Source organism: Myroides odoratimimus, assembly GCF_001485415.1.
Classification (GTDB): Bacteria; Bacteroidota; Bacteroidia; order Flavobacteriales; family Flavobacteriaceae; genus Flavobacterium; species Flavobacterium odoratimimum.
On sequence record NZ_BCMQ01000006.1, the window covers coordinates 126,255 to 145,864 of the forward strand.

General features: G+C 33.2%; 22 protein-coding genes and 2 tRNA genes. 12 read left to right on the forward strand and 12 right to left on the reverse strand.

Going from position 1 to position 19,610, the window contains the following annotated elements; genetic code table 11:
* Positions 1-39 precede the first annotated feature (39 nt).
* The 5 genes from MODO_RS07875 (at position 40) to MODO_RS07895 (ending at position 4,641) form a co-directional block, all read left to right on the forward strand.
* A complete protein-coding gene (locus tag MODO_RS07875; protein ID WP_006257043.1) occupies positions 40-573 on the forward strand; it encodes an AAA family ATPase in 534 nt (177 codons plus the stop codon).
* A 110-nt stretch (positions 574-683) separates the two neighbouring features.
* Positions 684-2,576: a RecQ family ATP-dependent DNA helicase gene (locus MODO_RS07880; protein ID WP_006257044.1), complete on the forward strand. Its 1,893-nt coding sequence runs from the start codon at positions 684-686 to the stop codon at positions 2,574-2,576.
* Positions 2,573-3,517: a methionyl-tRNA formyltransferase gene (fmt, locus tag MODO_RS07885; protein ID WP_006260704.1), complete on the forward strand. Its 945-nt coding sequence runs from the start codon at positions 2,573-2,575 to the stop codon at positions 3,515-3,517. Before MODO_RS07880 ends, fmt begins: the two co-directional genes overlap by 4 nt.
* A 166-nt stretch (positions 3,518-3,683) precedes the next feature.
* A complete protein-coding gene (locus MODO_RS07890; protein WP_006257046.1) occupies positions 3,684-3,968 on the forward strand; it encodes an HU family DNA-binding protein in 285 nt (94 codons plus the stop codon).
* Positions 3,969-4,074: 106 nt separating this feature from the next.
* Positions 4,075-4,641 carry a YqgE/AlgH family protein gene (locus MODO_RS07895; RefSeq protein WP_006260703.1) on the forward strand — a complete coding sequence of 189 codons (567 nt, stop codon included), beginning with the start codon at positions 4,075-4,077 and terminating at the stop codon, positions 4,639-4,641.
* A 22-nt stretch (positions 4,642-4,663) separates the two neighbouring features.
* Here the strand turns inward: MODO_RS07895 and MODO_RS07900 are convergent, their stop codons facing one another.
* Both MODO_RS07900 and MODO_RS07905 read right to left on the reverse strand, forming a co-directional pair.
* Complete coding sequence (locus MODO_RS07900) at positions 4,664-5,506, reverse strand: aminotransferase class IV (RefSeq protein WP_006260702.1); 843 nt, start codon at positions 5,504-5,506, stop codon at positions 4,664-4,666.
* Positions 5,507-5,562: 56 nt separating this feature from the next.
* Positions 5,563-5,949 carry an START-like domain-containing protein gene (locus tag MODO_RS07905; RefSeq protein ID WP_006257049.1) on the reverse strand — a complete coding sequence of 129 codons (387 nt, stop codon included), beginning with the start codon at positions 5,947-5,949 and terminating at the stop codon, positions 5,563-5,565.
* 145 nt (positions 5,950-6,094) lie between these two features.
* On the opposite strand from MODO_RS07905, the gene MODO_RS07910 reads away from it, so the two are divergent.
* From MODO_RS07910 to MODO_RS07930, 5 genes are all read left to right on the forward strand, one after another.
* A tRNA-Met gene (locus MODO_RS07910) sits at positions 6,095-6,168 on the forward strand.
* A gap of 150 nt (positions 6,169-6,318) precedes the next feature.
* Positions 6,319-6,945, forward strand: a complete 627-nt coding sequence (locus MODO_RS07915; RefSeq protein WP_006266454.1) for an NAD(P)H-dependent oxidoreductase — start codon at positions 6,319-6,321, stop codon at positions 6,943-6,945.
* A gap of 106 nt (positions 6,946-7,051) precedes the next feature.
* Positions 7,052-7,124, forward strand: a tRNA-Met gene (locus MODO_RS07920).
* A gap of 114 nt (positions 7,125-7,238) precedes the next feature.
* Positions 7,239-7,934, forward strand: coding sequence for a hypothetical protein (locus MODO_RS07925; RefSeq protein WP_006260676.1), 696 nt, complete (start codon positions 7,239-7,241; stop codon positions 7,932-7,934).
* A gap of 42 nt (positions 7,935-7,976) precedes the next feature.
* Positions 7,977-8,609 (forward strand): hypothetical protein, encoded by a 633-nt coding sequence (locus MODO_RS07930; protein WP_006260675.1) that lies wholly within the window; start codon positions 7,977-7,979, stop codon positions 8,607-8,609.
* A gap of 34 nt (positions 8,610-8,643) precedes the next feature.
* Here MODO_RS07930 and MODO_RS07935 read toward each other — a convergent pair whose 3' ends face one another.
* The 8 genes from MODO_RS07935 to MODO_RS07970 form a co-directional block, all read right to left on the reverse strand.
* Entirely contained in the window at positions 8,644-9,294 is a 651-nt protein-coding gene (locus MODO_RS07935; RefSeq protein ID WP_006260674.1) for a DEAD/DEAH box helicase, read from the reverse strand.
* Positions 9,295-9,297: 3 nt separating this feature from the next.
* Positions 9,298-10,470, reverse strand: coding sequence for a sigma-54-dependent transcriptional regulator (locus MODO_RS07940; protein WP_006260673.1), 1,173 nt, complete (start codon positions 10,468-10,470; stop codon positions 9,298-9,300).
* Positions 10,471-10,498: 28 nt separating this feature from the next.
* Complete coding sequence (locus tag MODO_RS07945; RefSeq protein WP_006260672.1) at positions 10,499-11,812, reverse strand: ABC transporter permease; 1,314 nt, start codon at positions 11,810-11,812, stop codon at positions 10,499-10,501.
* A gap of 1 nt (position 11,813) precedes the next feature.
* Complete coding sequence (locus tag MODO_RS07950) at positions 11,814-12,734, reverse strand: ABC transporter ATP-binding protein (protein WP_006257056.1); 921 nt, start codon at positions 12,732-12,734, stop codon at positions 11,814-11,816.
* 186 nt (positions 12,735-12,920) lie between these two features.
* Complete coding sequence (gene dnaJ / locus MODO_RS07955) at positions 12,921-14,045, reverse strand: molecular chaperone DnaJ (protein ID WP_006257057.1); 1,125 nt, start codon at positions 14,043-14,045, stop codon at positions 12,921-12,923.
* A gap of 33 nt (positions 14,046-14,078) precedes the next feature.
* Positions 14,079-14,669, reverse strand: a complete 591-nt coding sequence (locus MODO_RS07960) for a nucleotide exchange factor GrpE (RefSeq protein WP_036496601.1) — start codon at positions 14,667-14,669, stop codon at positions 14,079-14,081.
* 177 nt (positions 14,670-14,846) lie between these two features.
* On the reverse strand, positions 14,847-15,749 hold the full coding sequence (locus MODO_RS07965) for a TIGR01777 family oxidoreductase (RefSeq protein ID WP_006260670.1): 903 nt from the start codon (positions 15,747-15,749) through the stop codon (positions 14,847-14,849).
* On the reverse strand, positions 15,749-16,210 hold the full coding sequence (locus MODO_RS07970; protein WP_006260669.1) for a DUF4442 domain-containing protein: 462 nt from the start codon (positions 16,208-16,210) through the stop codon (positions 15,749-15,751). Before MODO_RS07970 ends, MODO_RS07965 begins: the two co-directional genes overlap by 1 nt.
* Before the next feature lie 152 nt (positions 16,211-16,362).
* Between MODO_RS07970 and MODO_RS07975 the strand changes: the two genes are divergently transcribed.
* Together MODO_RS07975 and MODO_RS07980 are read left to right on the forward strand one after the other, a co-directional pair.
* Positions 16,363-16,704, forward strand: coding sequence for a PadR family transcriptional regulator (locus MODO_RS07975; RefSeq protein ID WP_006257061.1), 342 nt, complete (start codon positions 16,363-16,365; stop codon positions 16,702-16,704).
* Complete coding sequence (locus MODO_RS07980; protein WP_006260668.1) at positions 16,697-18,217, forward strand: PspC domain-containing protein; 1,521 nt, start codon at positions 16,697-16,699, stop codon at positions 18,215-18,217. Before MODO_RS07975 ends, MODO_RS07980 begins: the two co-directional genes overlap by 8 nt.
* An 80-nt stretch (positions 18,218-18,297) precedes the next feature.
* Here MODO_RS07980 and MODO_RS07985 read toward each other — a convergent pair whose 3' ends face one another.
* Positions 18,298-19,005, reverse strand: a complete 708-nt coding sequence (locus MODO_RS07985) for a YiaD family glycine zipper/OmpA-like lipoprotein (protein ID WP_006257063.1) — start codon at positions 19,003-19,005, stop codon at positions 18,298-18,300.
* A 31-nt stretch (positions 19,006-19,036) separates the two neighbouring features.
* Positions 19,037-19,582: a lipocalin family protein gene (locus MODO_RS07990; RefSeq protein WP_006257064.1), complete on the reverse strand. Its 546-nt coding sequence runs from the start codon at positions 19,580-19,582 to the stop codon at positions 19,037-19,039.
* Positions 19,583-19,610 lie beyond the last annotated feature (28 nt).

The window sequence follows — 19,610 nt, forward strand, 5'->3', positions numbered from 1 at the left end:
ATTTTATTGTACTTTTGCACCTTTGATATTTACAGCAAAATGGACACAAAAATAATCTTAATCATAGGAGGACCCGGTTCTGGTAAAACTACGTTGATTAACGAACTTACTAACAAAGGATATGTTTGCTATCCAGAAATATCTCGTGCGGTAACGAAAAAAGCCCAAGAAAAAGGTATTGATCAATTGTTCTTAACAGAACCTCTATTATTCAGCCAATTACTTTTAGAAGGAAGAATCGAGCAACATAAAGATGCTGTTAAAGAATCAGCGAATATTGTTTTTATAGATAGAGGAATTCCTGATGTACTAGCTTATATGCATTACACAGGAGACAAATACCCTGAGAGTTTTGATATAGCATGTAAACAACATCTTTATCACCAAATATTCTTATTACCACCTTGGGAATCAATTTATCAAAGTGATGAACAACGTTATGAGAATTTTGAACAGGCAAGTCAAATACACGAACATCTTATCTCAACATATAAAAACTATGGTTACGATCTAATCGAAGTTCCAAGAGACACAGTTGAGAATAGAATTGATTTTATATTAAGCAGAATTTAAGAAATCATCATATTTGAGTTAAAAGGGTTATAGTATTCAAACTATAACCCTTTTATTTACAACAAATTTTGTAAATTCGTTATCATATTTTCATATATTTCTGTTAGCACATGACCACACCAATTGAAATTCTTCAAAAGTACTGGAACTACGACAGTTTTCGAGAGCCACAGAAAGACATTATAGATTCTGTCCTAGCAAAGAATGATACTTTTGCTTTACTTCCTACAGGTGGAGGAAAAAGTATCTGCTTTCAGATTCCTACACTTCTATTACCAGGCACATGTTTAGTAGTTTCCCCCTTGATCGCTCTAATAGAAGACCAAGTCAACAATCTTAACAAACTTAATATAAAGGCTACTTCTATTATAGGAGGTACGCCAATGCATGAGATAGATGCCATATTTGACAATTGCCTATATGGAAACTATAAATTTCTATATATATCACCTGAGCGATTAAAACAGACTTGGATTCTTGAACGAATAGAAAAGCTTAAAATCAGTATTATAGCCATTGATGAAGCCCATTGTATCTCTCAATGGGGACATGACTTTAGACCTGCTTATCTAGAATTAGGAAAATTACGTGATGTTTTCCCTGAAGTACCTATTATTGCACTGACAGCATCTGCTAATAAAAAAGTAATAGAAGACATCTGCACAAATCTTAAACTTAATTCTCCAAAGCTATTCACAAAAAGCTTTTTGAGAGAGAATCTAATATACGGTGTATATAAGGTAGAGAACCAATTAAACATGGTTCTACGCATATTACAAAAAAATCCTGCACCAACAATCATCTATGTTCGCAATAGAAAAGAAGCTTATTTCTTCTCTAACCAATTAAATCAAATGAATTATAAAGCTACTTTTTTTCATGGGGGCTTATCTATCATTGAAAAAAAGAAAAGAATGCAAGATTGGATAGAAGAAAAAACACCTATTATGGTAGCGACTAATGCTTTCGGAATGGGGATTGACAAAAAAAATGTAAAGAATGTAATCCATATACAGATACCCGAAAACATAGAGAACTATTACCAAGAAGCCGGAAGAGCAGGACGAGATGGTAATAAAGCATTTGCTACTATGCTAGTCACTCCACAAGAAATCAAGCAAAACAGTGAAATGTTTGAAACGAATCTCTTTGACAAAGAGTTTCTTAAACGCATCTATCGAAAACTCAATAACTTTCTAAGTATTGCTTATGGAGAGGGATACAACTGTACTTACAGTTTAAATTTCAATAAATTCTGTAGTCATAATAACTTTCCACATAGGAGAGCTTATAACGCACTACAATTCTTAGATAGACAAGGTATCATTCGACTATTAGAAAACAGTAAAAATAAAACTAAACTGCTCTTTACTGCTCCTAGTAGTGAAATACTAGACATAACGTATGACAATGAAAGTTACGAGAACATCATTCACTTCATACTACGTACTTACACAGGAATACACGAGTACGAACAAGATTTAGATTTACACCTAATAGAACAACATACTGGCGAAAGTCAAGAGAGCATTATCGCTTGTTTAAAGGATTGTCATGACCAAAACTTATGCAACTACATTCCTGAAGAAAACGATCTTACAGTGATATTCAATGAGGCTTGGGAAGAAGACAGAGTACTATACCGTACATTTCCATATCTTAAACAACAGAACGAACAAAAGATAAATCAATATAAATCTCTCTTATTTTATATTGAAAATGAAGATATTTGTAAGAACAAAATACTGCTAAAGTATTTTGATGAAAACAAAACAACTGATTGTGGTACTTGTTCTACATGTATATCTAATAAAAAGAAACATAAAACTAGTAGTGTTATTATTGACAATATATTTAAAATTCTATTACATACACCTAGCACTATTCAACAATTAGAAGTAGAGCATGGTATAGATAAAGAGGATATAATATATTCACTACAAGTACTACAAGAACAAAATAAAATAAAAATAAACCTAGAAAATCAATATTTAGTAATATGAAAGACTTGCGTATCGTATTCATGGGAACTCCAGACTTTGCTGTCGGGATTCTAGATGCTATATATACAAATAACTATAACGTAGTAGCTGTAATTACTGCTCCTGACAGACCAGCTGGTAGAGGACAGAAGATTAAGTACTCAGCTGTTAAAGAATATGCTTTAGAAAAAAATTTACCAATACTACAACCAACAAACTTAAAAGACGAACAGTTCTTAGAAGAATTAAAAAGTTATAATGCTAACCTTAATGTAGTGGTTGCTTTCAGAATGCTTCCTGAAGTAGTATGGAAAATGCCAGAACTAGGAACCTTTAATTTACATGCTTCCCTTTTACCAGATTATAGAGGAGCGGCTCCTATCAATTGGGCTATTATCAATGGAGAAACAACAACCGGAGTATCTACATTCTTTATAGACGAAAAAATAGATACGGGAGCTATCATTCTTAAAAAGGAATTAAATATTGGAGCTAATGAGAATGCTGGTGAACTACATGACAGACTGATGGTCTTAGGAGCTTCTACTGTATTAGAAACGCTTGAATTGATCAAAGAAAGTAATGTTACTACAACTACTCAACCAAAAGAAGAAACCAAAACAGCTTATAAATTAAATAAGGACAATACTAAAATTGACTTCACACAAACAGGTCAGCAAATACACAATCTTATTAGAGGGCTTAGTCCATACCCTACAGCATGGTGTTTCTTTCAAGATAAAAGTAATGAATGGACAGTTAAAATATACGAAGCTAATTATGAGGAAGATAGTCACAACTACCCTATTGGTAAAGTAGTTTCTAGCAAAAAAGAGCTTAAAATTGCTGTCGAAAAAGGTTTTATCAATATTTTAAGACTTCAATTCCCAGGTAAAAAACCTATGAAAGCCAATGAATTACTCAATGGAGTTACTTTTACCGAAGACTTAATAGCTCTATAAAGCTCTAAAAATCAACATTTAATGAATTTATAGTTTATTTTAGCTTTTAAATCACTTTGATTTATCAAATTTTTATTTTTTTTTATGCAAAAGACTTGCTTTATTACAGAATTACCCTAAATTTGTATAAGGACGTTAATAAAGTTAACCTTTAAAAAAAATTATTATGAACAAAACTGAATTAATTGATGCAATTGCTAAAGATGCAGAGATCAGCAAAGTGGCTGCTAAAAAAGCATTAGAATCATTCTTATCAAATGTTGAAACTACTTTAGGTAAAGGTGGAAAAATTTCTTTAGTTGGTTTTGGATCTTGGTCAGTATCTGAAAGAGCTGCTAGAGAAGGAAGAAACCCTCAAACTGGGAAAACAATCAAAATTGCTGCTAAAAATGTAGTAAAATTTAAAGCTGGTTCTGAATTAGAAAACGCTGTAAACAAGAAGAAAAAATAATATTAATAGTAATATTAACACTTTTTCGAAAATATAAAGCCTCACTTATTTTAGTGGGGTTTTTTTATTATATTAGAAGATGAAATCTATCTGATAGTTTATATATATGATTCATTCACTTTCCATACAAAGAGGAGATCAGTTAATCTCATTGCCTAGTGCCCTTAACGCAGATCTTATTTTCTCAAGATCAGTCATTCTATTAACAGAACACAGTCAGGATGGCTCTGTTGGCTTTATTCTGAATAAACCATTAGATCTGACCTTATCAGATCTTTTACCGAATACGGAAGCCTCATTTACTATTTATGACGGAGGTCCTGTTCAAAAAAACAGAATATTCTATATCCATACTAGACCAGAGTTAATTCCTGATAGTATTCATATTGTAGATGATTTATATTGGGGAGTAGATTTTGAAGAATTGAATAACATTCTATCCCTAGGAATACTTAACAAGAATGATATTCGCTTTTTTCTAGGATATTCAGGTTGGGACTGCGACCAATTAAAAAATGAGATTCAAGACAACTTTTGGATAGCTTCTAATAAATTAGATACCAAGAATATTTTTTCCCAATCTCCGACAGAACTATGGAAAAATTCGTTATCTAAAATGGGAAGCAAATACTCTCTATGGTTAAATGCACCTGAAAACCCTAACTTTAATTAGGTAGGGTGTTCAGATAACATACTTACATCAATCTAATTTTAGCATTTAATTTATTTATCAAATCAGCAGCTAAACTATTGCTATATTCTTTCTTGCGATACTTAGTCACAGGTTGGATTCCTATTATGACATTCGTAATAAATAATTCATCAGCCTTTTGTAATTCAAATGGCGAGACAACTGCTTCTTCAAATTTATATTCAGGATGTTTTTGTAGTAACTCGATTACTTGTTTTCGCATAATCCCTTTCACACATCCATCAGATAATGGAGGGGTTTTTACCACATTATCTTTAACGATAAAAATATTACCATTTAAAGCCTCTACAATGTTTTTAGTATCATTCAACAATAAACAGTTCTGATAATCATTCTCTTCAGCAAAAATACTTCCTGTTACATTGATTAACCTATTATTTGTTTTTAAAGTTGACAACAAATGAGAAGTTATATAAAAATCTTTATATAGTTCTATCTCGTAGTTCATAGTATTTAAACTATAAACTCCATTATTTAAAACCTCAGCCGAAACGATATAACCTATTTTTCGACTAGTTGGTAAATACTTACCTTCAGCATCTCTATATACTGTAAAACGCACTCTAAATGCATTTACAACTGATTCAAGACTATTGATTGTTTTAAGTATTTCTTCCTGAAAATACTCCATTGTAAACTCCATAGGTATCTCCATACGCAGAATGCGCATAGAAGACATTAATCTAAAGTAGTGGTCTTCTAAGAATAAAACCTTTTTATCTAAAACTCTAACTGTTTCAAAAACAGCATCTCCATATAAAAAGCCTCTATTATGCTCTACAGATACGTCACTATTAGAAACAATTTTGCCGTTAACATTAATCATATATTTCTTTTCTTCTGATTACTATTAACGGCAAATATAAGTTATATTTTATGGAATTATGCAGAACCTAATACTTGTTTTAAGTCCATGATTTGATTTTCCCATAATTGTTTTGATTCATTGATTTCATCTGGCTCAGCGAAATCTGTAACGATAATAGTTACATCTTTTGTCAATTCATCTTTATTGATTTTTAACTCAAAGAAATAGTCAGTTTCTTTATCGTTTTCATCTAGCCATCTATATCGAACTCTCTCATCAGCTTTACGAGTAACAACACGAGCTTTCTCTTCTGAATCTCCCCAAATAAAAGAATAAATCTCTCCACGTGAATTTACATTATCAGCGAACCACTCGCTTAGCCCTGAGGGATCCGAAATATACTGATACAATAATTGCGGAGATGAATTAATTGAGAATTCTAGTTCGTATTTTTCTTTCATAGCCTTTTATCAAATTTTATAATTTTTTCGAATATAATCATATTTTGTAAATAAAAAAATATTTTTTTTCTCATTCTCTATTTGCATTATAAAGTTTTTGTTCTATATTTGCACCCGCATTACGGAAGTAACGCAGCCCAACAATGGCGAGGTAGCTCAGTCGGTTAGAGCGCAGGATTCATAACCCTGAGGTCACGGGTTCAACTCCCGTCTTCGCTACAAGGTAAAAGGACATCTTATTTAAGATGTCCTTTTTTTATTTATATTCTCTCCTGTATTATAAATACTACCGAACTATCATAGAAATATACCTACTTCTATAGAAAGTCACGAACTAAGTTTGTCATCTCAAAAAATCATTAATACAATATGACAAAAAAAATATTAGTAATCAATGGGCATCCTGATCCAGAAAGTTATAATCAAGCACTTGCTACAGCTTATATAGAAGCACTTAAAGAAACTCCTCACACAGAAGTAAAATATTTAGCACTACATTCATTAGATTTCAACCCTAATCTTGAACATGGATATAGAAAACGTACAGAACTAGAGCCTGATTTAATAAAAGCCTTAGATGATATTAAATGGAGTAACCATATGGTATGGATACATCCTCTATGGTGGGTGGGGCTACCTGCTCTGATGAAAGGCTTTTTTGATAGAGCCTTCTTGCCTGGCATCACGTTTAACCATATCTCTACTACAAAAACAATAGGCCTTTTAAAAGGCAGAACAGCTAGAATAATAACAACAGGTGGTGACCTTAGTCAAGAAATCTACACAACAGTTTTTAATGATAGTGGTCTACTTCAACTCAAAACAGGTATTTTAGAATACTGTGGTGTGGAAGTAACAGATACAACTTTCATCGGGTTAATGAATAATTCATCATTAGAAGATCGTCAAAACTGGCTAGAGGAAGTCCAACACTACGCAATAATAGACTCTAAACCTCATAATGTCGATATACACACAAAAAACTTATCAAAATAACAACCTTAAAAACAACGCATTAACCCATAAACTAAAATATTTTTAAAAATAAAAGCTTCTATCCCTTGCATCGTTACTATTTAGTAGTATATTTGCACCACAATATCGCGGGATAGAGCAGTAGGCAGCTCGTCGGGCTCATAACCCGAAGGTCACAGGTTCGAGTCCTGTTCCCGCTACTACCAAGGAGACTTAAATAAGTCTCCTTTTTTTTATGCCTATTTTTTTACTTCCTCTTATCTAAATCAACTTCTCAATAATTTTATATTTTTACACTTTGATAAAAGATAAAGATGAAATATACTTCAGATACTTTCCCTGAATTAGTTACTCTTACGAATCCTAAATTAACTTTGTTGGTTCGCATTGTATTTCTACTTTTTACCACATTTTTATTAGTATTATTATATCTTCTTCCTTTTGCTTTAATAAACGACTATACAGACAGTACAGAGTTTTATATACTTATAGGCATATATACTTTACTATTCACCTACGGCATATATAAGTTCATTAAAGAGTATAAAAAGAAAAATACTACCGCCATACAGAAAATTATAGTCAATAAACTAGGAATACAATATCACAAACTCAATGGAGAAATAGAACACTTATCATATAAAGACCTCAACAAGTCTAAACAACTTTATACTAAAGATATTTTCACAAAAACAACAGGAGTCAATATAAGCAGTAAAACTTTGTTAAAAGTATTTTACAATCAGCAGGAACGTACTATATCTTTTCAGAACACCGATATTTTTTACACATACCTTTCTACTAATTCTAGAGAACTTAGACAGCACTTCTTACAAGGAGTTACATTATACAGACCAGACTTAAAAATAGCTGATAGTGTATATAATGATTTTTTTATCAATCCTAACACCTTTGAATTTGATAAAAAAGGGTACAAAAAAACAATGATTATCGCACTTATTATATCTCTAGTGATATTAGCTATTGTCTTTTTATCAATCAATGCTTAAAACTGTATATTAACCATAATTCAACAGAATCCATATTACAATATGAACAAAACTCTATTAATATTGGCATTTCTTTGTATTAACTTACATTCGATTGCTCAAATAAACCAAAGATTAAAACCTAAAGACCAAAAATTTAAAAATATAATTGAGGAACTAGGTAATCCACTAGAAGGAACACCTAAAATGATTATAAATTATATGGGCGATAAAACAGGGAGTTATTTGTGGTTCTTCAATGAGCGAAAAGCAATCAAATCAAGTTATTTTTCTAATAAGCCTACAGATATATTGTCTGGTATCTATATAGAAGACCATGGAGGAATATTAGAAAAAATTAAATTCAAAGACTACGCAGAAGGTTTATCACAGCCAGAATTTTTATGTGATTACTGTATTGTTACAGATATAGATAAAGATGGTAAACCAGAATTTTACCTAACCTATTTTATGAATTCTGATGGTCTAGATGCAAAGCCGTTAAAAGTAATTGTATACACTGCTAAAGCGAATAGTTATGAACTTTATAAATCTAAGGTTACAGCTTATATTCCTTATCAAGAAGAAGATAAATATCAGATAGAAGAAGACAGTAACTTCAAACAACTTCCCTCTACTATAAAGAAAAAAGCTTTAAATATCTTAGCTGAAGTCAAAAACAAAAACATATTATAAAAGAAAAGGCTGTCCATCAAGACAGCCTATAGTTTTATTCATTATCCTCTTCTTCCTCGTCATCATCGTAAAAGTCAAACCACTCTGCATCTTCACTAAGAGACTTATCAGCGAACATATCTAATTGTTCAACAAACTCAGTAGCTAAATAAAGGCGTTGTGTTTTCCCGATACTTTCTGACAAACGGTGTAAACGCGGTTCTAAGCGATTTCTAAGCTGAATATCTATATCATCTATAATATACATCTTCAACTGATTTACGTCAAACCCTGCGCTTGCAAACATCTCGTTCAATCGATTAGCAGTACCTATCAAGATATCATTTCCTAATGAAAGTAGATTCTTATCTTCATCTAAATCTGTATAATCATGTACTCCATAGATTCTAAGGTCTGTATATCTACTATACTCTTCAAAGACTTCCATTAATCTCTCTACCTCAAACTTATCTTTAACAACAATCAATACTCTTGTAGCGATCTCTCCTTCTACAGGTCTTTCAGTACGCTGTAGAGCTGCGATGATCATAGCTGTTGTTTTCCCCTGCTCTTTAGGTCCAAAAATAACTACATCTCTTCCACTTTTAATTGTTCCAAAAGTTTTCTTTTGAAGAGTTGTTGGTTCTAAAAGACCATTCTTACTTAAGTTCTCTTGTAAAGTACTATTTATCTTTTTTAATTTCATATTCTATTTATTTGCAAACATCTCGACATCTTGCTTCGAAACTTCCTTGCCTCCTAATATTATTAATCTTTCTATTACGTTTCTCAACTCACGGATATTACCAGTCCAATCATATTGTTGTAATAACTCGATAGCTTCACTACTAAATGCTTTTGGAGCTGTTCCTTGCTCTTTTGCTATTTGATTGACAAAATGCTCTGTCAGTAAAGGAATATCATCTCTACGGTCGTTTAATGCAGGCACTTTAATTAAAATAACTGCTAAGCGATGGTATAAGTCTTCTCTGAAGCGACCTTCAGCTATTTCTTTTCTAAGATCTTTATTCGTAGCCGCAATAACACGTACATCTACTTTCAAATCTTTTTCAGCTCCCACACGTGTGATCACATTCTCTTGTAATGCTCGAAGTACCTTTGCTTGAGCAGACAGACTCATATCCCCTATTTCATCTAGAAATATAGTTCCGTGATTAGCTTGTTCAAACTTACCTGGTCTATCTTTTACAGCAGAAGTAAAAGCTCCTTTTACATGACCGAATAATTCACTCTCTATCAATTCTGAAGGTATAGCTGCACAATTCACCTCTACCAACATATTTTGAGCACGATTACTTTGTAAATGTATCTGATGAGCCACTAATTCTTTTCCAGTACCATTAGGTCCAGTTATCAATACTCTTGCTTCTGTAGGAGCTACTTTTTCGATAATATCTTTTATCTGACTGATAGGTTCACTATTTCCTATCATCTCGTATTTCTTCCCTACCTTTTTCTTTAAGATTGTATTCTCTACTACTAGCTTACTAGTATCTAAAGCATTTCTAACTGTAGTTAATAACCTATTTAGATCAGGTGGTTTTGAGATATAGTCAAAAGCACCTAGACGCATTGTGTTTACAGCAGTCTCTAAATCTCCATGCCCAGATATCATTACAAATACTGTATCTGGCTTTATCTTTTTAGCTGCCACTAACAGTTCCTCACCGTCCATTTTAGGCATCTTGATATCCGAGATTACTAAATCATAATCTTCACCTGTTATCTTTTGTAATGCCTCCTCTCCATTCTCAGCAGCGTCTACTACATAGTCAGAAGACTCTTCTTCTAGAATCTTTACTAACACTCTACGAATAGCAGCTTCATCTTCTACTATTAATATTTTAGATGTTTTCCCCATATATTATAATTCAAAACAATTTATAACACTAGTATTTAAGCCACTTATAAAGCTCTTTCCATGAAGGTCTCTTTCCGTACATTAACACTCCAATACGATATATCTTAGCCGCTATCCATACTACTAGTATAAAGGTAAGAAATAGAATAATAATTGACACTATAACTTCCCATAAAGGTACACCGAAAGGTATTCTCATCAGCATAACAATCGGAGATGTAAATGGAATCATAGAAAACACAGTAGCTACTGTCCCATGAGGATCCTTCATTACAGTAAAGAAACCAATATACACACCTAACATTAAAGGCAATAAAATAGGTAATAAAAACTGTTGAGTATCTGTTTCGTTATCTACAGCAGCTCCTATAGCTGCATATAATGAACTATATAAAAAATAACCTCCGATAAAGAAAATGATGAAATAGATAAACAGAGAAATCAAAGGCAAACTTAATATCTCACTCACATAGTTCTGTACATCGAACATTATTTCATTCGAAATCATCCCATTAGCAGCTTGCATAGCTTCAGCACTTCCTGCTCCAGGCATAGCATTGATGCCTAATATACTACTTGCTACACCTAATAAAATGGCTCCTACTACTCCCCAGATAAGGAATTGTAGCAACCCAGCCATAGATGTTCCTACTATTTTCCCCATCATCAACTGAAAAGGTTTTACAGATGAGATGATAATTTCTATAATACGGTTTGTCTTTTCTTCTATCACAGAACGCATCACCATATTTCCATAGATAATAATAAACATCATGATAAAGTATCCAAATAACCCACCAATAATAATCTTAATTTCATTAAGACCTTTTACAGTAGCTTCTCCATCTGCTTTCACTAACTTTAAGTTTACATCAGCCTTAGCTTTATCTATCACAGAAATATCGATTCCACTTTGTTCTAAATTGACATGAGTTATCTTATCTCCTAACAATAACTCTACTTTGCTAACAAAACTTAGACTAGGGCTTTCATTAGAAATATAAGTTACACTCTCTTGATAATCTCCAATATTATCAGACTTTGGAACATACACTATCCCTTCGTACTTTTCCTCTTTCACTCCCTCTTTAAGAATATCTAAATCAACTGCCGATAGATCTTGATATTCAAAAGCTTCATTGCTTTCAAACTGAGTTACAAATAATCCACTCTCATCGTGAATAGCTATTTTCTTTACCTCCCCTTTCATACTGCTCAGATAAGCAATAAACACAGTTAGTAAAACAAAAAATATAGGACTTACGAAAGTCATTACGATAAAGGACTTATTGCGCACTTTAGCAATGAACTCTCTTTTTATTATTAATGGTAGTATATTCATATTACTTACTTACAGATTGAATAAAAATATCGTTTACAGTTGGTAATTTTTCTACGAAGTGAGTTACCTGTCCATTCACTGACAATATATTTAATAACTCATTAGGCATTTTTGTACCTAAGTCCACTTCTAACTGTACTTCGTTATTCAGTGATTTAAAACGAGTACTCTCAAACTTAAACTTATCACTCAATTCTAAAAACAAACGCTCGATATTATCACTTAATACCCCTACTTGATATAAGTTAGTTCTGTGTTCTCTTTTCACATCTACTAACTTACCTTCTATTAGTTTATTGGATTTATTAATCAATGCAATATAGTCACACATCTCTTCCACACTTTCCATACGGTGAGTAGAGAATATGATAGTAGTACCTTTTTCTTTTAACTCTAGGATTTCATCTTTTATGATATTTGCATTAACTGGGTCAAATCCCGAAAATGGCTCATCTAAAATTAAAAGTTTAGGCTCGTGTAACACAGTTACTACAAATTGTATCTTCTGAGCCATCCCTTTTGACAGCTCTTGAATCTTTTTATTCCACCATCCCTTGATATCAAGTTTATCAAACCAATAATCTAATTGACGTTTAGCTTCAGCTTTAGACAATCCTTTTAGTTGAGCTAAGTACATAGCCTGCTCTCCTACTTTCATCGTTTTATACAGACCTCTTTCTTCAGGCATATAGCCTATATCTTGAATATGTCTTGGACTTAGAGGTTCTCCATCTAGTAAGATTTGTCCTGAGTCGGGATAAGTGATTTGATTTATTATACGGATTAAAGAAGTTTTACCTGCACCATTAGGTCCTAAAAGACCATAGATTGTACCCTTAGGTACAGTGAGAGATACTTTATTTAATGCTGTTTTATCAGAATATGTCTTTACCACATCCTTTACTTCTAATATAGATTGCATCGGTGAATTCAATTAATTTCTGTAAAAATAAGTAAATATTTGAAAACGGGAGAATGAGGACAGTTATTTTCGGTAGGGCATAAAAAAACCCAACCTTATTTGGATAAATAAGGTTGGGAAAAATTGCTATGAAAAAGAAAATCCACTGTTTAATAAGTGTCCTACAAATGTATAACTTATTTTCAATCAAGAAAACATTTCTTTCACTTTTTCAAAAAAAGATTTGTCATTTTTAGTCGGACTTGGCTTAAAGTTTTGATCCTCAAGCATTTGTTCAAAGAATTCTTTTTGCTCTTTGTTCAACTTTTTAGGTGTCCATACGTTAATATGTACTAACAAATCACCATTTCCGTAACTATTTAAGCTTGGTAACCCCTTACCTTTTAGGCGTAAAATCTTACCAGACTGAATTCCTTCTTCTAATTTGATACGTACACGTCCTGTTACCGAATCAATTTCTTTACTTCCTCCAAGAGCTGCTTCTGCAAAACTTATGTATAAATCATAATGAAGATTATCTCCTTCACGTTGTAATGTATCGTGTTCTAATTCTTCTATTACTACTAATAAGTCTCCTGGTATACTATTCTTTCCTGGTGCTTCATTTCCTTTTCCAGATACCTTCAGTTGCATACCATCTGCTACACCTGCAGGTATTTTGATTGATACAGTCTCATCACTTACGATCATACCATCATTATCAGCTCCAGCAGGTTTGTGATCCATTACTTGACCACTTCCTTGACAGCTATTACAAGGAGAAGCTGTTTGCATACGTCCAAACACAGTATTAGCTACTCGCATTACCTGTCCTGTACCATTACAGGTAGGACACGTTTTATAAGTAACCCCGTCTGCTTGAACTTTGCGTTTTACTTTTATTTTTTTCTCTACTCCATTAGCGATATCTTCTAAAGTCAACTTCACTTTTATACGTAAGCTAGTTCCTTTCACTCTGCGCTGACCGCCGCCACCTCCGCCGAAGCCACCAAAGCCTCCGCCTCCGAATGCACTACCAAAGATGTCTCCAAACTGACTGAAAATATCATCCATATTCATGTGACCACCTCCGCCGAAGCCACCTCCGCCTTCGAATGCAGCATGTCCATATTGGTCATATCTCGCTTTCTTATCCGCATCACTTAATACTTCATAAGCCTCAGCTGCTTCTTTGAACTTCTCTTCTGCTTCTTTATCTCCAGGATTCTTATCAGGGTGAAACTCAATTGCTTTCTTACGGTATGCTTTCTTTATAGCTGCAGCATCTGCACCTTTATCAATACCTAATATTTCGTAATAATCTTTTTTCATCTTTACTGTCTTTTACTTCCTATTTTAGAAAGATTACTGTCCTATAACTACTTTAGGGAAACGAATAACCTTCTCTCCTAGTTTATATCCTCTTTCTATAACGTCTACCACTTTACCTTTCATCTCATCTCCTGCAGGAATTTGTGTCACAGCTTCTGACAAATCGGCATTAAAGTCATCTCCTACCTTTATCTCTACCTCTACTAACCCTTTGCTAGATAATGTATCTGTAAACTTAGTAGCGATTAACTTAATCCCTGTAAGATGATCACTCTCTCCATGTTTTTCTAATTCTATAATAGCACGGTTAAAATCATCTAACACAGGCAATAAAGATAACATCACACCTTCACTAGCAGTACTTAAAAGCTCTAAACGCTCTTTAGCAGTACGCTTTCTAAAGTTCTCAAATTCAGCAAACAAACGTAAATTTTTATCTTTTTCACTTGCTAATTGTTCAGCAAGTAATTCTTCTGCACTCTGCACTTCTTGCTCTACGTTCTCTTGTGTTTCAGCAGTATCTTGTACTACTTCTTGTTGAATTTCTTCTTGTTCTTTATTTATATCTTTATTTTCAGTACTCATGATTGTGTATTTATTATTCTTATTAACTCTTAACTTCATAGCAAATCCTTTGCCAACTTAGTCAATCTGTCATTATGACATTTTCATTATTAAGCTATATTCGTGCTAATTACCTCACTTATTCACTCAAAATAGCGATTTATATCACACTCCATAAAAAAAGGAAACTCTAGTTTCCTAAAGTTTCCTTCTATCGTTATCTACTGTACTTCTTCTTTATCCTTTAAAAAAGTCCTTTAAAGCCGTTTTTAACGTCTTAAATTTAAAATCAAATCCTGAACTGATAATCTTTTCACTACTTACTTTTTGTCCTTCCGTTACTAAGATTGCTTTTTCTCCTAGAGCTACTCGAATAACGCTTTCTGGTATAGCAGGTAGCCAAATAGGCTTCCCCATTGCTTCACCTAAACTATTTGTAAACGCTCTATTCGTCAAAGGCTCTGGAGCTACGCCATTATAAATTCCCTCTAGCCCACGCTCTAAGACATAGACAAACAAGTTTACTAAATCATCAATATGAATCCAAGAATAATACTGCTGCCCTGTACCAATAGGTGCTCCTAACCATAGTCTAACAGGTTTTATCATCGTAGCTAATGCGCACTCGTGCAAATCTAATACTAAACCTATACGCACAAGGCTCACCTTAAGTCCCAATTCTCTAAAAGCTAAATTACCTCTTTCCCATTGTTCTACTACATTTCCTAAAAAGTTAGTAGCTTTTTGATAATGTTCTTCATCTTGTACCTCAGCTATATTACTGTAAATACCTATAGCAGATGCCCCAATAATATGTTTTATCTGGTGCATATTTTCTTTCAGCACTTGATACAGAAAAGCAGTTGGTATAATACGGCTATCTAATATTAACTTCTTACCAGCCTTAGACCAAGAATCGGCTATACTAGACCCCGCAAGATGAATAATAGCTTCTACTCCTTCTAAACAAGCGATATCGATTTCTCCTTTATAAGGATCCCATACAAATTCTTTTGCACCCTTTACCTCATTCTTCCCTAAAGAGCGTGTAAGGTAATGTACTTCATGACCTTGATTGATTAGAGATTGAGTTACTCTACTCCCGATAAAACCAGTAGCACCTGTTATCAGTACCTTCATTATTTTTTACTTCTTATTTTTAATGTCCATTCAAAGTTCATAACAGACACCTGATCACCATCCGCATTTCTTCCAATGCTCTTCATCCATACAGTGACCCCTTCACCAGTATCTATTGTTTTCTTTATTGCTTCATCTAATAAGGCTCCATCTACACATTCAAAAAAGATGCGCCCTGTTGCCTTCTTGGTAAAACTACTATTATTATTGGCTACTAGCATAGATATTTTCTCTCCACTCTCTGCAATCTTACGCATAACTAATGCTCCTGTAGATAATTCTGCTGCCATAGCTTGTACAGCAAAGTACATAGAATTAAATGGATTCTGATTTTTCCAACCATGCTTAACAGTCGTAACTGCCCTTACATCAGATATTTCTTTCATACGCACACCTGTCCAATAAGCAGATGGCAATTTAAAAAACAAAAACTTATTAATACTCGATACGTTAAACTTCATAAAACTTAGATTTTTACTAAATATACAAAAAATGTTTATCCCTAACATAATTTTAATAAAAGTTAATTCTGCGTTAAAAAACATTACTATGCAATACAAAGTACCTTCCTTTAGATATATCTTTGCTATAGAAAATAAGAAACACTATTACCATGAATATAGAAAACACAAAAGCTCAAATGCGAAAAGGTATTTTAGAGTTTTGCATTCTTTCTATTCTTAAAGAGAGAGATTGTTATACCTCAGAAATACTAGACGAATTAAAAAGCGTCAAGTTGGTAGTGGTAGAAGGTACAGTATATCCTTTACTAACTAGATTAAAAAATGATGATTACCTAGCTTATAGATGGGAAGAGTCCAGTTCTGGACCTCCACGCAAATACTACAAGCTAACCGAAAAAGGAGAATTATTTTTAGACGAATTAGCTAAAACATGGTATGAGTTAGCTAACGCAGTAAAAGAAATAACTACTAAAAAAATGAACGATGAATAAAACACTTACAATCAATATAGCAGGATCAGTTTTTCACATAGATGAAAATGCTTATCTAAAACTAGATCAATATCTAAAGGCAATCAAACGTTCGTTTCCTAAAGAAGAACAGGACGAAATCATTCATGATATTGAAATCAGAATAGCAGAACTATTCTCTGAGAATATTACAGACTCTAATCAAGTAATCACAATAGCTGATGTAGACAGAGTGATCTCTATTATGGGAAGTCCAGAAGACTATATAATAGATGAAGAGCCAACTGCAAAAACAGAGACTAAATATGTCTACACAGGCACCAAAAAACTATACCGAGATGGTGAGAATGCTATGGTAGGTGGAGTATTAGCTGGTCTAGGTCACTACTTTAAGATAGACACGGTATGGATGAGAATTATCTTTATGATATTAGTATTATTCTACGGAACAGGAGTTTTATTATACCTTATCTTATGGATTATCGTACCAGAAGCGAAGACTACTTCTCAGATCTTAGAAATGAAAAGAGAGCCTATAAACATCTCTACTATTGAGAAAAAGGTAATGGAGAATGTTAATTATGTAACGAGCAAAATCAATGATGTAGACTACGAGCATATCAAAAATCAAACGAAAAGAGCTGGTGAACGCAGTGGTAAAATAATCCTAAATATCATCGGTATCTTCTTTATCGTCATCAGTGTATTGTCCATATTTTCAAGCATAATTGGTATTTCTGCAGCCTTGATTAATAAAGAAATTATCTTAGAAGAAATAGGTTCTGAATTTCCTTTACTTTCTGCAGGAGTTTATCCATTTTGGGTGAGTACCTTATTACTAACTTCTTTAGTTACCCTTCCTTTCATCGGATTGTTAATTATAGGGTTACGCATGATCTATACTAACATTAAGTATGTAGCCCTAATCATAATTGGGTTATTACTACTGTGGTTTATTTCTTTAGGTTTATTCTCTATACCATTCTTAAATGCTAAAAACTATGAATCTCGACACGTCTATAGAACTGAATATACAGAGTCTGCTAAGGCTACCTCAGAATTCAGCTTTGATGACACTACTGATGAAATCAAAATCACATTAGTAACAGAGGATTATTTCAAATCAGATAAGTCAAAAACAGAAGGGTTTGAAGTAAAGGAGATCAACTCTCTTTTGCCTATCGAAATAGAGATTTTACCAACATTTCAAAACGAAATATACGGTACTTCAGAAGTTAAAGACTTTACTATCAATAAAAAGAAAAACAAGATAATAGAGATAGATTTGAACTTAACCAACTTAAATCAAGAAGGGAATCAATTAATCATTTCTAACAATCTATTTCCAGAAAACAAAACAAATGCAGATACTGAAAATGCAAAAATAGTATACACTATTTACATCCCAAAAGGAAAAAAAGTATACATCAGTGAACCAGTAAAAGCATTGATAAAATCAAACGAGACACTTACAGCTGGAGCGCATTGGTACGAGATGCAAGAGGACTCTACCCTTAAATGCTCTGACTGCTAGTAATATTAATTTTGTTTCAATTATTACCAATAAAAAAGGTTCCTTTTTAAGGAACCTTTTTTTGTATCATATTCATCTGATTAGTAAGAACCAGATTCGTTATAAGCATCTCTGATCATTTTATCATTTGCTTTAATCGCAAACTCTACACGTCTATTCTTAGCTTGTCCTTCTTTCGTATCGTTAGAAGCGATAGGGTCAGCTACACCGAAACCATCTGTCTTCATACGATTAGCAGCTACACCTTTAGACGCTAAATATTGTCTTACAGATGCTGCACGTTTTTTAGATAAGCTTAAGTTATACTCTTCTCTACCTGTATTATCCGTATATCCGTATATCTCGATATCTGTATCTTGATTCTCAGGATCTTTAAATACTGTAGTTAACTTGTCTAAATTATCTTTTGCTCTTTGTGTTAACGTTGAAGAGTTTAAATCAAAGTTTACAGAATTCTCTCCTAACACTAGCTTGATTCCCTCTCCTACACGTTCTACTTGAGCACCAGGTACCGTGTTTTCGATCTGACGTGCTTGCTTATCCATCTTGTTTCCGATCACTCCTCCAGCAGCACCACCGATTACACCTCCTAGTACAGCACCTAGAGCACCGTTACCTCCTTTACCGATATTGTTTCCTAAGATCCCTCCGATAATAGCTCCACCTGCAGCACCGATAGCAGCACCACGTTGTGTCTTATTAGAGTTTTTAGCAGCTTCACATCCTGTTAAAGATACTGAAGAGATTAATAATGTTCCTGCTAATATAAATGTGGCTGTTTTTTTCATCTTGTTTTATTGTTTTGTTTTAAAAGGTAAATTAATTCTTAGTAAAGCGGTATGTCACATCATACGATTGTCCACCTGCATAGAATTTATCAACTAACTCAAATGTATTAGCTGTTTGATTCTTCACACGTAGAGAATACCCTGTTGTTACATTTTTAGCTTTGACACCCTCATCGACGAATTTAAATTCGAAGTTACCATTCGGAGTAACAGTCCATTTAAAATCACTTGCAAAACTAGGACAGTCTCCTCCTTTTGTCAATTCTACTACACCTGTATTATTGTTAGAAACGAATTTCCATTGGCTCCCAATAAAACATTGTGAATCAGCAATATTAAATGAACTCACTTTTACGAACTCACCACCGATGTGCTTGATATCCGTTAAAGTCCAATTCCCTTTTATCCCTACCTGAGATTTTGTGTCCATAGTAGGCTTACACGATGCTACTGCAAGAGCCAGTGCACCAAATAATACTAATTTTTTCATAGATTTTTTATTATTGTTACGTTTTCTTTTGCGCGATACTCTTCTCAAAGTTACGAAGAAATAAGATAACCTTGAGTTTTCTGACAAAGTGACACTCTTTTTGCTTTGGTATCTT

Bases quoted from the DNA above. Each gene is read 5' to 3' on its own strand.
- MODO_RS07915 (WP_006266454.1), top strand. From the start codon at position 6,319: ATGACAAAAAAAATATTAGTAATCAATGGGCATCCTGATCCAGAAAGT.
- MODO_RS07880 (WP_006257044.1), top strand. From the start codon at position 684: ATGACCACACCAATTGAAATTCTTCAAAAGTACTGGAACTACGACAGT.
- MODO_RS07895 (WP_006260703.1), top strand. From the start codon at position 4,075: ATGATTCATTCACTTTCCATACAAAGAGGAGATCAGTTAATCTCATTG.
- MODO_RS07900 (WP_006260702.1), bottom strand. From the start codon at position 5,506: ATGATTAATGTTAACGGCAAAATTGTTTCTAATAGTGACGTATCTGTA.
- MODO_RS07950 (WP_006257056.1), bottom strand. From the start codon at position 12,734: ATGCAATCTATATTAGAAGTAAAGGATGTGGTAAAGACATATTCTGAT.
- MODO_RS07970 (WP_006260669.1), bottom strand. From the start codon at position 16,210: ATGAAGTTTAACGTATCGAGTATTAATAAGTTTTTGTTTTTTAAATTG.
- MODO_RS07925 (WP_006260676.1), top strand. From the start codon at position 7,239: ATGAAATATACTTCAGATACTTTCCCTGAATTAGTTACTCTTACGAAT.
- MODO_RS07980 (WP_006260668.1), top strand. From the start codon at position 16,697: ATGAATAAAACACTTACAATCAATATAGCAGGATCAGTTTTTCACATA.
- MODO_RS07985 (WP_006257063.1), bottom strand. From the start codon at position 19,005: ATGAAAAAAACAGCCACATTTATATTAGCAGGAACATTATTAATCTCT.
- MODO_RS07960 (WP_036496601.1), bottom strand. From the start codon at position 14,669: ATGAAGTTAAGAGTTAATAAGAATAATAAATACACAATCATGAGTACT.
- MODO_RS07905 (WP_006257049.1), bottom strand. From the start codon at position 5,949: ATGAAAGAAAAATACGAACTAGAATTCTCAATTAATTCATCTCCGCAA.
- MODO_RS07945 (WP_006260672.1), bottom strand. From the start codon at position 11,812: ATGAATATACTACCATTAATAATAAAAAGAGAGTTCATTGCTAAAGTG.
- MODO_RS07935 (WP_006260674.1), bottom strand. From the start codon at position 9,294: ATGAAATTAAAAAAGATAAATAGTACTTTACAAGAGAACTTAAGTAAG.
- fmt (WP_006260704.1), top strand. From the start codon at position 2,573: ATGAAAGACTTGCGTATCGTATTCATGGGAACTCCAGACTTTGCTGTC.
- MODO_RS07890 (WP_006257046.1), top strand. From the start codon at position 3,684: ATGAACAAAACTGAATTAATTGATGCAATTGCTAAAGATGCAGAGATC.
- MODO_RS07940 (WP_006260673.1), bottom strand. From the start codon at position 10,470: ATGGGGAAAACATCTAAAATATTAATAGTAGAAGATGAAGCTGCTATT.
- MODO_RS07965 (WP_006260670.1), bottom strand. From the start codon at position 15,749: ATGAAGGTACTGATAACAGGTGCTACTGGTTTTATCGGGAGTAGAGTA.
- MODO_RS07875 (WP_006257043.1), top strand. From the start codon at position 40: ATGGACACAAAAATAATCTTAATCATAGGAGGACCCGGTTCTGGTAAA.
- MODO_RS07975 (WP_006257061.1), top strand. From the start codon at position 16,363: ATGAATATAGAAAACACAAAAGCTCAAATGCGAAAAGGTATTTTAGAG.
- MODO_RS07930 (WP_006260675.1), top strand. From the start codon at position 7,977: ATGAACAAAACTCTATTAATATTGGCATTTCTTTGTATTAACTTACAT.
- dnaJ (WP_006257057.1), bottom strand. From the start codon at position 14,045: ATGAAAAAAGATTATTACGAAATATTAGGTATTGATAAAGGTGCAGAT.